We start from the raw sequence: 13,229 nt of genomic DNA, 5'->3' as shown, positions 1-13,229 counted from the left end.
GCCAAGGTGGCCATGGCGACTCCAACATCGAGCGTCCGGGCTGGACAGTCGAACGAGCGCCCCATCACGTGATGCCGGGGTCCTCGAAGGGCCGCACGGATGCGCCTGAAAAATCGCGGGTTTCCAGGGGAAGTGCGCTCGATGTGTCCGCACCGTGGGAGTGGGATGTCATCCCGTGGAAGGCTGGAGTCTTCTCGCGGAAGGAAAAAATCGTGCGCCGCGTCCACGTTGCGGGATCGACCCGCTACGGGTTGTGTTACGTTCATTTTCGCCGCTCACGCGCGTCGTTTCGGGGCAGATTGGCAGTCGGACCCGGACGACGCGTTTGGCATTTTGTGGGTCTAAAAGGCCCACAAGTTGGGGGATCTCGTTTGGTCCGGAACCAGTCCGAACCGAACGCATGACCAGGGAAACACCGTTTCAGTGTTTTGATCATAGGGGATCGCGCGTTGTTACGCGCATAAGTTGAATGAGCGCGAAAAACCCACGAAATCACGGGGTAATTGTGGGTTTTACTGTCCGTAGTCAGTCACGCGTATGCGCTGCGCATACGCAAGGAACTTGTCGGCGCTGCTTAGCTTAAGCGCTTGCGCTTGCGGGAGTGTCCCGCTTGCGACGCAAGCCCCTATGTCACAAGCCCGCAAGCGCTACGCATCCTGTGCAGGACAGCAGAACGTGACAGCTTGATCGGGGTCAGGTTTTACCGCGCCGATCGGCTTTCCTCCGAGCGGTTCACATAAGCCCGGGAGGTACGCGAGCGACGAGATCTCTTTGCTGCCGATCGCCTTTCCAGGAGGAAGAACGTTCGAACACTGCTCGCCCAACGAAGCGATCGGAGTGTCCGAAATGAGCTTCGAACACTGCGTATCTTCGAACACGCGGAACTGCGCTGTGCATGCGCTCCCAACGGGCGCGCCGCATGCGCACGGCGAGCAGTCGCGCTCGTCGATGAAGCCAGGTTTGTCCGCGGTCACTTCGTACACGACGCGGCGATCGCCGTTCCATGTCGCGGGGCACTCATGCTCGCCTTGTCGGTAGATGCAGCTTCGGAAGCCGCTAGGGAGGTCGATCGACGGCATGCACGACGCGCGCTCGTCGCATCCTGGCACGTCATAACCGATCGCCGCGGTCTTCCATCGAGGGCCCGACAGATACGCCTTCGCTACGGCGAGCGATTCGGTAAACGGCGTGCAACTTTCATCGACGGGCGCACCGAGCGGCGCGACTGCGACCGACTGCGCGCACAGTGTCGAGCTTCCCGCGGGGCACTTCTGGCCCGCTGGAATCGCGTTGACGTTCGTGCACGAGCCATCCCAATTTTCCGGACCATCGAACGGCAAGCTAGAGCCCGCTTGCCCGCATATCGCCGCGCGTACTTCGATCGATGATGGAAGCTCGGTGCACTTGCCGGTTGATTCCCCACACGAGCACACGTCGCACTCGGCAGGATCAGCGACGAGATCGGCCCTTCCGATGAACCGCGGAAGGGTGCCCCGCTCGTCGTGGAAGTACCCGTAAAACGGAGCCGATTCGATCGGACCAACCCAAACGGCTTGCATGGCGGACCATTCATCCGGGATCGGGGTGCATGGTTCGCCGCAAATGGCGGATGACTTGCCCGCGTCGCCTGCATCGCCCGCATCGCTCGTCTTGCCCGCATCTACTTGTGCACCATCGGGATAACAAAACCCTTCAAAACAGAATTCCGAGTCATAGCAATCAACATCCGTTTTACATGGCGGAAAGCACCCTCCCTCAAAACAATTGGCTCCATCCGGGCAAGGGGCTCCTGGACCGCAAACGATTGTCCACGGATCGGATCCGCAACCTTGAAGCCACGTACCTAACGCAAAAAAAGCGGAACCAAGTGCAAGCAACGACAAGACGCTTCGATGCATGGAGGTCACCATATCACTAGAGACAAACCATGGTCAACGCGCCGTAAAACCTTTTCGATGGCTTGTGTCCCAAACAGCCGTTAGACTCAACCCACTGAAAAATTGGGGACCTGTCCATAGCAACCAAATTCTTTGAGAATGGACAAATCTAATCGGGTAATCATCAAGCAGCAATTCACCGTCAAGCGTTGCGTGCAGATTAAACGGACCAAGCTGACCAAACCTAGCTCCAAAACTCGCGCCACCACCAAATGCAGGGCGTACGATCGAGTTTGGAGACGGCGAGTTTGTCGAGTGCCACAACCCCCCGGCATGTCCGAGTAAGCACCCCGTAAACCATTCTCGCGATGCACAAAGCGCTGGCAATATGCCAAACGTTCCACCCCGTATCTCATATCCGTCTATACCGCGTGGTGAGAAAGCGACACGAAAACTAAATCCACCGGAGAATATGGATCCAGCTTTCCAATATGATGATAGGACGAACCCGCCCGCGGGATATGGTGAAACTGCACCGTAGAGCACGGTAGCCCCAAAACCAGGCATCCATTGACCACGCATGGACTCATCCGCCGTTTGGTTTGGCACGGAACGCGTCGGCGGGGCAGGTTCGGGGCTCGATGGATTGGACGCGCAAGGTGCTGGCTCTGCTTTCGGTTCGCACGTTATGACGGGCGCTGGCTCTACTTCCGTTTCGTTTACCGGAATCGGAGTCAACACGAGCTTTACGGTTACCGTTCCACCTTTCGGCGCGTCAATCGTAACCACTGCATCCGAGTGCCCCACGAGGGTTGCGCGTACCTCGTGTTTCCCCGGCATGGTAAACACGTAAAACTCGCCCGCGGTCGTTCCGAGACGTTCTGGCTCTCCATCGATGAATACGTCAGCACCAAGGTGCGAAACGTCGATATCGACACGAGTCACGAGGGGGCGCGTGCTATTAAATGCAAACTGAATCAGTTCCAGCTCGGGCCGTGGTACTTGGCCACCATCGAGAATGGCGCGCAGTAGGTAGCGCATGGACTTCGCGGTAGCGCCACCTTTGAGCGCGGCGAGTCCAAGGCGTCCAGCGACGCGCGGATCATTGCGTATTTTGAGCGCTTTACTGTATGCGATTACCGCATCGGAGTTACGACCCGCAAAACGTGCGAGGTCACCTTGTCGGACGAGCTCGGCAAACGCGGCATCCGTTGCGACATCATCCGCGCGGACGATGCCGGACACGACGAGCGCGGCGAGAGCGAGCAAGCACGCGACGAAACGACGGGGCACGATGCTCGATCGTATCCATGACCGATCGAAAAAGCGCCATCGAAATATCACGTGGTTTCACCTATCAGGAGATTTGCCCTGTGCCGTGCTCGAGCTCGAGGAGAAGTTTGCCCGCGAGGGCCTTTCGAGCGTTATGTTTCAGCCCAGAGCCCGACTGCGGCGCAACGACTCTTGCCCAAGCGCGCGCCGCAGTCGGGCTTGTGCATGAAGGCCGGCCTTACTCGGAACCTGAACCCGAACGAGTAAGACCCGACCCATCGAGCTTGAGCGCACGCAAGGCATCCTCGTTCAGCGATTCGGTGGACGTGGATGCTTTGGGCGTAGGAGCTTTTCGCGTAGATGTTCGCGCGCTTGACGCAGGGTTGCTCGTGTTTTCCTCGTATTCGACGACATCGTTGATCTCGCTGACGTCGGGGAGCGGCGGAACGCGCAGACCAGTGCGCGCGGTGTCGCGTTGCGCGGGGTTCCAGAAAAAGTAAAGGGCCACGATTCCCGCAGACGTCAGCAACAGCAAAACGAGCAGAATGGCTCGTGAAACCTTCAAAGTAACACCTCGTGCGGCTTCTTTTACGACGGGAGATGCGTTCGCAAACCACGGAATGGGAGGGGGAGGGGGTGGCGGATCTTTGGGACCGCCAAAGTTCGGCATGCGCCCTTCGAGGGACCAGAGCGCGCACATGGCCGCGCGCGTCTCAGGTGCGATTTCGATTTCGGCCGGGGCAATGATTACGCCGCGCCGCTCGTCACGTTTTTGGTTCCGCGCAAGGGTCTTTCGAATCTTCGCGCAAGCGTTCCAAACACGTAGCCAAATGGCGTCCTCTCCGAGGCCGGTCATTGCAGCAATTTCCGGGAGTGAGTATTCGAGGATCTTGTAAGCAATGAAAAGCTCTCGATTTGTCTCGTCTAATTGATCAATCGCATCCATCAACTCGCTGAGGTTGTCCAGTTGCTCGACGTGGGAGATTCCTCCCTGTAGCTCGTCGGGTTGTGTTCGGTCGCGTCGATCGGCATTTCGCAGCACACGACGTTCCATCGTTCGCGCAATGGTCCAAGCGATGCGCCGCAGTTCCCTTTGTGCTTCCGTGGCACTTGTCGGAATTCGCTCGGGATGAGCAGCTACGACGAGCCAGACCTCTTGCGCGGCGTCTTCTGCGTCTTGCGCCGATAATCGCATACGGTAGAGCCACTTGCGCAACTCGGCACCATACGCCTGGTAAAGGTCTTCGAAGGCAGGGTGCGCACATGGATGCGAAGTTTGCTCAGGCGTCACACCACCTTCAGGCAGGCAAAAAGGCAAACATCGAGGAAAAATCGCACAAGCGGTGTCGATTTTTCGACACGCGTGAGACGCGATACACCATCGACCGTCTCGGACAGGGAGACGGTGCACGTTCTGGCCCCCATCCTCTAAGGGTGCGAGCGGCGAAGATTCCCGAAACCTTTCTTCGAAGGTCGGTCGATTTCTTCTCCGTGCGTATTCTGTACCACTGATGCCACGTGTGCACATGACCGCTACCGGCTCTTTCGAGCCTTCTGAGCGCGTCGTGGCGGAAGCGCTGTCTGAGCGGCAGATGGCGAAAGTCTACGAGCACGAACCGGCTGACCTTGAAGACCGAGCCAACCACGAAGGGCCTCGTAGAACGGACCCAAGAACACACCAACGACCAGAACAATGACGACAACGATGATGAACCAGGGGGGCATATTACGCTCCTAGAACGGGCCATGGGTGGGCGTTCACGCCTTCGCGGCGCCTATACGTTGAACGAAGCGCGCTGTTTGCGAGCGGTCGTAGGCGTTCACGAAGACGCCCCTACAGCCTCACCCCGGTAGTTGTCGAAAAGCAATATGGGCGCGTCCGATTGGCGCGTCCGATTGGCGCGGACGCGCCGTTTCTCGCGAAATATAGCTGGCCCGCATCACCCGCGAGGCGCCGAACACCGGTGTTCGGTGCCTGATGCACACCTGGGGCAGGAACACCAGATCACCGCGTTGGCTCCTTGGACGCGTAAATCTGCCTGATGCACACCTGGGGCAGGAACACCAGATCACCGCGTTGGCTATTCTGGACGGGCGCATGCCGAGCCCGGTGTCTTGGTGTCCCAAGACCATGATCTCGGGTTCGCTAAGTAAAGCTTCTCGGATGCTTCACATCTGCAAGGTCTCCTCCAGTTCTGGTCGCTGCGTTCTAATCCAAGCCAGGATCTCGGAGCGACGCAATTCTTGGACAGGTCGACCGTAATAAGCAGCTAACTCGCTGCAACATCCCACGGCGATCACTGCCAATGCATCTCCCTCTGGATCGGTCGAAATTGGATTAGGTTCGCCTCGGAGTTTTTGCGCCAAGGGGGTCGCGTCTGCTAATTGCTCCATCGTCGGGTCGTCGTTGATCACGAAAAATCCTCCAACAAGACAGCATGTGTCCCCGATCTGGCTCAACAAGTGGAGCTCGCCCCAAAGTCGGATTTTCTCATCGTGCCGCGACACGAACTACGGACCGACACGAAACTGTCGCGTCGCCGAACGAGACTTCCTTCGAGCCGCATTTTTGCCAAGCGGTATACGTTGCCAAACGTTGGAACGGTCGATGAAAAGAAGGGACACCACTTCAATCGAAGTGATGTCCCATTCTCGGGAACACTCACTCAGGAGTGCTGCGGCACATTGAATCCTCCACCGAGATTTCGCTTTGATCGCCTTCAGGCAACGTGATGGCGGAACTTGGTTCCGCACCATGAACCACCGTTTGCAAGTTGGCGAGCAAGTCCAAAATCATGATGATGCGTTTGAAAAGACGCAACCATTTGATCGATTGGCCAGGTTTTCGGGTCTTTTTGGTCGTAGTGTTCTTCTGCTGTTTCATAATGTCTCGAATCGGGATCCAATGGAATGGTGAATCCCTCGTAAAGAGAACCGCATCGATGAATTCTCACGAGTCGGTGACGATTGTTCCGTTGCTCCAAAACGAAAGCCACCCATGCTCGGGTGTCCATTATGGTTACGGGCGGTCATCCGTATGCGCGAGTATCGAGATTGTCTTCGCTAGATGACTGTAAGCATTTGTTTTTTCTGGCGAATTCTTTTTTTAGTCAGAAAATATGCGGGAGGATCCTTCGAGCGCGCCACAACCCGACGACTCGATCTTTCCGTATTCAATTATTTGAGTGGAGCCCCTCAGCGCATCGCCATTCTCAACCCATCGCGGCATGCAGTGGCGCCCTATGACGCTCGATGGCTCTTCGGCTTTTATTTTAGTGCACACGGACCCAAAAAAGACGTTCTCTGCGCAGAGAACGCCCCTCGCGGACATGTTGCGCGCTCATTCTCGTCCGTGAAAACACGAGTGAAAGATTATTTCACCGCGTACTCTGCGCGTTCTCTGCATCGATGCGCATCTTGATTAAATAAAACGGTGCGTTTCGTTGAACGAAACAATGGACTCGGGTAAACGGAACGCATGGGGCGACCCGCACGCGCTGAAGTCGCATCGATGATGCATGTTGGTTTCCGACTCACGCAAGACGAGGTGGACCGACTTGATCACCTCGTCGCGGAGCAAGGACACCGTGACCGCTCCGCGTTGCTGCGCGCGTGGCTTGCGGAAGGCGGCCCGACGTCTCCACGGACAAACTCCGCACGCACACCACACACGAGCACAAGAGGCGCACGCAGATCGAGCGCCGCTTCCCCTGTTGAGCCGACAAAAGATCGCCCGCGACACCCAAAGATCACGGTAACGCCACGCGTGATGGACTCGAGTCCATCGAGTGGTGAGCCATCGCAAGAGACACGACCAAAATCCATCATGCGCGAGCTACTGGCTGAGCTGAACCTTCGAAGGGACGCGCTGCTCATTCGAGTGCCAGAAGTTGTGCGTGCTCTCTTGCCGGATGCGTCAATGGAGACGGTGCACGAGGCACTTCTCACACTGAACAGGAACGGATTGATCGAGCTTCGTCCTGATGCTGGTAGCGAGTTTTTGAAGCCAGAAGACGCTGCGATTTGCCCGCGTGGACCTCGGGACACGGTGTTTTCGTACGCTCGATGGACCGACACGAGCACGCGTTAGCAGTGCTCACGTGCGGTCGTGACTGTCCGTCGCAAAACGTGACGCATCCGTACCGAAACGAGTGCTTGCGCGGTCCATCGAGCGTACGAAAACACCGTGTCCGTGCTCCATCGCGGCACTCGATTTAGGCTTGTTTACGGGCGAGATTGACGCTTTGGAGTACTTACGAGCGTCGATGTTCTTTCGACAAAAGAACGCGCTCGCATCGTGTGCGTTTCGTGAAACGAAACGGATGCGTCTGATTTGTTTCGGGCGTCGAAGAGCGTCAGGCAAAGCAGGCGGTCGATCGCTGCGCCCGATGATGCGCAAGAGCAACGCGACAACAATCTGCGCCGCGAAAACCTTCAACAACAAAAGCCACTCGTCCATCTCGTCTACCTCCGGGCATTCCTTTCCTTTGAAAGGAAGCTGAGCGGCACGAGCAGCAGAACAAACCTGTGATGCCACCTCAGAACGCAGTCAAGAGCTGGGGGCATTCGAAGCGCTTGCAAGTGTTTGTTCGCGCTTGCAAGTGCTTCTCGATGAACCTGCACACGAACACATGGGGGCCCAAAAGTAGACCCTTCTGGACCTCACGAGCGGTTCTGCAGGACCGTTTTTGTACCTGTTCGCGACACTCGATTTGACCTGTTTTCAAGTGCATTTCGCTCGTACGTGGTTTGAAATCGAGACTTGTATTCCGCGCCGGAATACAGGGGCGCCGAATCGAAGTCTTCTCATCTCGTTTCGTGTAACGAAACGGCATGGCATCGAGTGCACTTCTTGCCGTCGACAAACCCGCAACGTTGGACCTCTCGCCCGGCCTGGCAGACGACGTGCTACGCGCCGCGGAGCACGCGCAGCACGCGCGCGCGGACAATACGCGCCGCTCGTACGCTCGCGCGTGGGAGCAGTGGAACGCGTACGCACACGAGCACGGTGCGTGCGCGCTACCAGCATCGCCGCTCGTCGTCGCGGCGTACCTCGCGCATCTCGACAAGGAAGGACTTGGAACGTCAACGATGGACATCACGCTTGCCGCGATCGTCGATCGTCATCGAGCCGCACGACTTCCTTTGCCCACAAACGATCCTGTCGTGCGTGACGTGCGCGCGGGCATCCGTGCTCGTCGTGGGACGCGACCGCAAGGCAAAGCCGCGCTTGGTGCGTATGAGCTTCACGAGATGATCGACGCGCTACCGCCCGATCTTTCTGGCCTGCGTGACCGCGCTTTGTTGCTCATTGGATTTGGCGCGGCCTTGCGACGCTCCGAGCTCGTCGCGCTCCATGTCGCGCACGTCGCGTGGCACGCTCGTGGGATCGTCGTGCTCGTCGCACGTTCGAAAGGCGATCAAGAAGGACGCGGCGTAGAAGTGCCGATCCATGCCGCCCCAGGTCCCCTTTGCCCCGTCGCAGGGTTGCGCGCGTGGCTCGATGCTGCGCGCATCATCGACGGGCCGATCTTCCGCTCCGTCTCGCGTTGGGGGCGCGTGGGGCTCGATGCTCTCGCCTCACGTCACGTGGCCGAAGTGGTCAAGCGTGCTGCCAAACGGGTAGGGCTCAATCCGCACACCCTCGCGGGGCACTCTCTGCGCGCAGGGTTCGCGACGACCGCGGCAAGCGTTGGGGCGCACATGGCGGAGATCTCGCGCGTCACACGGCACAACAGTGACGGGATGCTCCGCCGATACATCCGCGCGGGGACCATGTTCGACCGCGATCCGCTCCGCGGAGTGCTCGCGCGGTAACAACACCCGCCCCCCATACCCCCCGAATATGTCGCGAGCTATGCCCCCCCTGGGGACCAGGAAAACCACTCAAATCCATTGGTCATCCACTCGTCTCCCCAATGGTTTGCGCCCAAGTAGGCCGTAAGCCTGCTTTCCACGGTTCACGTGCGGCTCTTCCCGTAGCCCCTCCCGGTCTGCTTGCCGCAGCTTGCCGTAACTTGCCGCGAGCTTGCCGTGGACTTGCCGCGGCACTTGCCGTGCGGCTTGCCGTAGAACTTGCCTAGAGTGCTCCTAGAACGCCCCTAGAAAGCTCCTAGAACTGGTCCAGAAACTTCCCAGAAAAGCCCAGGATTTCCCAGAACCACACCTACTCGAGCGGAACCGGCTCGTCGGGTTCCGCTTCGTGCACTGTCGAGTCCATCGCCCATCGCTCCCTCGCGGGCCTGGTCCGAACCTCTCCCCAACGTGGACCACTTCGTACGGATTCCGGACGCGGGATCGCTGGTAGCGCTTCGTTTCGCCGTGGAAGAGGGGGCGGGGGAACTTTGGGGCGCTCGGGCCTCTCGACGAGCTTCTCGACGGGCCTCTCGACGAGCTTCTCGACGAGCTTCTCGACGAGCTTCTCGACGGGCCTCTCGACGAGCTTCTCGACGGGCCTCTCGACGGGCCTCTCGACGAGCTCGTCGCTGCGTATCTCCGATCGAGATACATCCGCCGGTTTTTCGGGCACCGGTTGCACGCTCGGCCTTGAAATGGCCTGCCCTGGACTCGCGCAAACCCGCTGAACGAACTGGTTTGCTTCTCGTGCTGCTTTCACGCGCTCCAACCAGTCCGCAGTGGTTTCGGCTCGTTTTACCGGCATTTGCTCCGCTTGCTTCGGCGCGATCTTGGCCTTGTGTTCGCGCACAAGAGCGCTGAAAGCCTCATTTACGCGTGCTTGTAGCTCTTGGCACAACGCCCAAAGCGGATGGCTCTCCCGCTCCAAAAAGCCATTGGAACCCTTGCGATCAAGCCAAATCGCAAGCGCTCGATCCGCCAACACGCGAACCGCTTCTTGTTCCGACACGTTCAGGCTGTCGGCCAGTCCTCCCGCTTTTTCGGCCAAATATGCGCCCGCTTCCCGTGGATCATCGGGTTTCAGTCGTCGCGGTGTCGTTGGCGATGCCTGATATACGCGGCGATAGTGCACGGCGTAGGCGTCGAGAATGGCTTGCCAAGCTACAAGCCAAGGAGCCTCATCCCCCTTCGAAGGAAGGACAAAAAAAGTGTGCGGTTCTTCACTTGCCCCCGCTGGCGGGGCATGGACACTCATTTCTTGATCCAAAGGATCAAGAGGAGAGTCGGCTACCAAATTTGGTAGCCCTCGGGCCTCCCAAATTTGGTAGCCCTCATGCCTCACCAAATCCCTTGTTTTAGGCTCTGAGCTGACGCGTCGTCGGTCCCCTTGTGCACGTCGCGGAGGACGTCCCCAGCGCGCCGCGAACCGTTGACGGCGCTCCGCTTCGGGCATCTCCGATGCTCGACGGCCTACACCGTCTAAAACCGTGAAAAGGTAAGGCGCGTTCCGGTCGTTGTCCGTTCGCGGTACGGGCCGACCCGCGGCGCGACGTTCCGCGCACAGTTGCGCCCACGTCATGGCATCGGTGCGAAGGAATCCTCCGGCCTTCACGAGCGCATGGACGTGCTTGCGTGCGGTCTTCACGTCAACACGGGCCTCGTTGGCCAAGGTGGCCATGGCGACCCAACATCGAGCGTCCGGGCCGGACAGTCGAACGAGCGCCTCCATCACGTGATGCCGCGGTCCTCGAAGGGCCGCACGGATGCGCCCGAAAATCGCGGGTTTCCAGGGAAGCGCGCTCGATGTGCTCGCAGCGTGGGAGCGGATGTCATCCCGTGGAAGGCTGGAGTCTTCTCGCGGAAGGAAAAAATCGTGCGCCGCGTCCACGTTGCGGGATCGACCCGCTACGGGTTGTGTTACGTTCATTTTCGCCGCTCACGCGCGTCGTTTCGGGGCAGATTGGCAGTCGGACCCGGACGACGCGTTTGGCATTTTGTGGGTCTAAAAGGCCCACAAGTTGGGGGATCTCGTTTGGTCCGGAACCAGTCCGAACCGAACGCATGACCAGGGAAACACCGTTTCAGTGTTTTGATCAAGGGGGGATCGCGCGTTGTTACGCGCGACAAGTTGGATGAGCGCGAAAAACCCACGAAATCACGGGGTAATTGTGGGTTTTACTGTCCGTAGTCAGTCACGCGTATGCGCTGCGCATACGCAAGGAACTTGTCGGCGCTGCTTAGCCTAAGCGCTTGCGCTTGCGGGAGTGTCCCGCTTGCGACGCAAGCCCCTATGTCACAAGCCCGCAAGCGCTACGCATCCTGTGCAGGACAGCAGAACGTGACAGCTTGATCGGGGTCAGGTTTTACCGCGCCGATCGGCTTTCCTCCGAGCGGTTCACATAAGCCCGGGAGGTACGCGAGCGACGAGATTTCTTTGCTGCCGATCGCCTTTCCAGGAGGAAGAACGTTCGGAACACTGCTCGCCCAACGAAGCGATCGGGGTGTCCGAAATGAGCTCTGAACACTGCGTATCTTCGAACACGCGGAACTGCGCTGTGCATGCGCTCCCAACGGGCGCGCCGCATGCGCACGGCGAGCAGTCGCGCTCGTCGATGAAGCCAGGTTTGTCCGCGGTCACTTCGTACACGACGCGGCGATCGCCGTTCCATGTCGCGGGGCACTCATGCTCGCCTTGTCGGTAGATGCAGCTTCGGAAGCCGCTAGGGAGGTCGATCGACGGCATGCACGACGCGCGCTCGTCGCATCCTGGCACGTCATAACCGATCGCCGCGGTCTTCCATCGAGGGCCCGACAGATACGCCTTCGCTACGGCGAGCGATTCGGTAAACGGCGTGCAACTTTCATCGACGGGCGCACCGAGCGGCGCGACTGCGACCGACTGCGCGCACAGTGTCGAGCTTCCCGCGGGGCACTTCTGGCCCGCTGGAATCGCGTTGACGTTCGTGCACGACCCGTCCCAATTTTCCGGACCATCGAACGGCAGGCTAGAGCCCGCTTGTCCGCATATCGCCGCGCGTACTTCGATGCTCGATGGAAGGTCGGTGCACTTGCCGGTTGATTCACCGCACGAGCACACGTCGCACTCGGCAGGATCTGCGACGAGATCAGCTCGCCCGATGAACCGCGGAAGGGTGCCCCCCTCGTCGTTGAAGTACCCGTAAAACGGAGCGGACTCGATGGGGCCAACCCAAAGGGCTTGCATGGCGGACCATTCATCCGGAAACGGGGAGCATGGTTCGCCGCAAATGGCGGATGACTTGCCCGCGTCGCCTGCATCGCCCGCGTCGCTTGTGCCAGCATCCGGAGCGTTATGGGTGCGGTAGCAAGTGCCTTCAATGCACACCAGCGAGACCGAATTCCCGTCGTTATCTTTCGTAGGACAATCGGCAGTTGTATTGCACGGGGGCAAACACTCTGAATCCCAGCACTTTTCCCCAATTCCGTAGCAAGGAGCATCAGGACCGCACGGGATGTCCCACGGCTCCGAACCACACCCTTCGAGCCCTGTAAATGTTGCCAGGACAAGCGCGCAAAGAGCAAGCAACGACGCCGTAGTTCGAAGCATGGTGATCATCGTATCATCAGACAAACCCGAGTCAACGCCGTAAAACCCTACAGACGAGCGCCAAAAACAGCCGTAACACTCAATCCGGTCAGGAATGGTGGACCGGTCCAAAGAGTTGTGCTCACACTGCCCAGCCTGATTGGGTATTTATCATATAAAAGTAGTGCATTGAATGCCGTGCGTAGATCGAAAGCTTCAAACCGATGCAATCTTAAACCAAGGCTCAAACCAACGCCTGCGGCAGGACGCACAATCGACACTTGCGGTGTAAGCGACGAGTGCCACATGATCCCGCCATGGCCGATCAAACAACCTGTGAACCTTTCCCGCGTAGCGCATAGAGCGGGCAATATCGCGAAGTTAGCGCCACGAATTGCATAACCTTCGATACCGCGCGGGGACGTGACCGCTTGGAGATCAAATCCAACGGAAACGAAGGGGTGCACTTTCCAGTATGAAGACAATATGAGACCTCCTGCGGGATAAGGCGAAACTGCACCGTAAATCACGGTTCCACCAATTCCAGGCACCCATTGACCAGGCTTGAACGGAGGGATCACGTCGTTTGGCCTGGTACGCGCCGGCGGGGCAGGTTCGGGGCTCGATGGATTGGACACGCAAGGTGCTGGCTCTGCTTT

9 protein-coding genes are annotated in these 13,229 nt (G+C 58.8%); 3 read left to right on the top strand and 6 right to left on the bottom strand.

The features are described from left to right. Positions 1 to 647: 647 nt before the first annotated feature. Positions 648 to 1,559 (bottom strand): hypothetical protein, encoded by a 912-nt coding sequence (locus IPM54_13405; GenBank protein ID MBK9260802.1) that lies wholly within the window; start codon positions 1,557 to 1,559, stop codon positions 648 to 650. Positions 1,560 to 2,702: 1,143 nt separating this feature from the next. Here IPM54_13405 and IPM54_13400 point away from each other — a divergent pair. Next, positions 2,703 to 2,909 (top strand): hypothetical protein, encoded by a 207-nt coding sequence (locus IPM54_13400; GenBank protein ID MBK9260801.1) that lies wholly within the window; start codon positions 2,703 to 2,705, stop codon positions 2,907 to 2,909. Positions 2,910 to 3,387: 478 nt separating this feature from the next. Here the strand turns inward: IPM54_13400 and IPM54_13395 are convergent, their stop codons facing one another. The 3 genes from IPM54_13395 to IPM54_13385 all read right to left on the bottom strand — a co-directional run bounded on the left by IPM54_13395 (position 3,388) and on the right by IPM54_13385 (position 6,033). Next, positions 3,388 to 4,440 (bottom strand): sigma-70 family RNA polymerase sigma factor, encoded by a 1,053-nt coding sequence (locus IPM54_13395; GenBank protein ID MBK9260800.1) that lies wholly within the window; start codon positions 4,438 to 4,440, stop codon positions 3,388 to 3,390. A gap of 878 nt (positions 4,441 to 5,318) precedes the next feature. After that, a complete protein-coding gene (locus IPM54_13390) occupies positions 5,319 to 5,564 on the bottom strand; it encodes a hypothetical protein (GenBank protein ID MBK9260799.1) in 246 nt (81 codons plus the stop codon). Between the two features lie 247 nt (positions 5,565 to 5,811). Next, positions 5,812 to 6,033 carry a hypothetical protein gene (locus IPM54_13385; GenBank protein ID MBK9260798.1) on the bottom strand — a complete coding sequence of 74 codons (222 nt, stop codon included), beginning with the start codon at positions 6,031 to 6,033 and terminating at the stop codon, positions 5,812 to 5,814. Between the two features lie 594 nt (positions 6,034 to 6,627). On the opposite strand from IPM54_13385, the gene IPM54_13380 reads away from it, so the two are divergent. Together IPM54_13380 and IPM54_13375 are read left to right on the top strand one after the other, a co-directional pair. Continuing rightward, positions 6,628 to 7,239 carry a ribbon-helix-helix protein, CopG family gene (locus IPM54_13380; GenBank protein MBK9260797.1) on the top strand — a complete coding sequence of 204 codons (612 nt, stop codon included), beginning with the start codon at positions 6,628 to 6,630 and terminating at the stop codon, positions 7,237 to 7,239. 743 nt (positions 7,240 to 7,982) lie between these two features. After that, a complete protein-coding gene (locus IPM54_13375) occupies positions 7,983 to 8,966 on the top strand; it encodes a tyrosine-type recombinase/integrase (GenBank protein ID MBK9260796.1) in 984 nt (327 codons plus the stop codon). 349 nt (positions 8,967 to 9,315) lie between these two features. Here the strand turns inward: IPM54_13375 and IPM54_13370 are convergent, their stop codons facing one another. Both IPM54_13370 and IPM54_13365 read right to left on the bottom strand, forming a co-directional pair. Further along, on the bottom strand, positions 9,316 to 10,260 hold the full coding sequence (locus IPM54_13370; protein ID MBK9260795.1) for a hypothetical protein: 945 nt from the start codon (positions 10,258 to 10,260) through the stop codon (positions 9,316 to 9,318). 1,140 nt (positions 10,261 to 11,400) lie between these two features. Further along, positions 11,401 to 12,228 (bottom strand): hypothetical protein, encoded by an 828-nt coding sequence (locus IPM54_13365; protein ID MBK9260794.1) that lies wholly within the window; start codon positions 12,226 to 12,228, stop codon positions 11,401 to 11,403. Between the last annotated feature and the right edge of the window lie 1,001 nt (positions 12,229 to 13,229).

Source organism: Polyangiaceae bacterium (assembly GCA_016715885.1).
Lineage (GTDB): Bacteria > Myxococcota_A > Polyangia > Polyangiales > Polyangiaceae > Polyangium.
The sequence above is the reverse complement of the archived record's forward strand: the minus strand, read 5'-3'. Positions and strand labels throughout refer to the sequence as shown.

Coding starts and splice junctions, on each gene's coding strand:
- IPM54_13405 (MBK9260802.1), bottom strand. CDS start 1,559: ATGCAAGCCGTTTGGGTTGGTCCGATCGAATCGGCTCCGTTTTACGGG.
- IPM54_13385 (MBK9260798.1), bottom strand. CDS start 6,033: ATGAAACAGCAGAAGAACACTACGACCAAAAAGACCCGAAAACCTGGC.
- IPM54_13380 (MBK9260797.1), top strand. CDS start 6,628: ATGGGGCGACCCGCACGCGCTGAAGTCGCATCGATGATGCATGTTGGT.
- IPM54_13375 (MBK9260796.1), top strand. CDS start 7,983: ATGGCATCGAGTGCACTTCTTGCCGTCGACAAACCCGCAACGTTGGAC.
- IPM54_13370 (MBK9260795.1), bottom strand. CDS start 10,260: ATGAGTGTCCATGCCCCGCCAGCGGGGGCAAGTGAAGAACCGCACACT.
- IPM54_13365 (MBK9260794.1), bottom strand. CDS start 12,228: ATGCAAGCCCTTTGGGTTGGCCCCATCGAGTCCGCTCCGTTTTACGGG.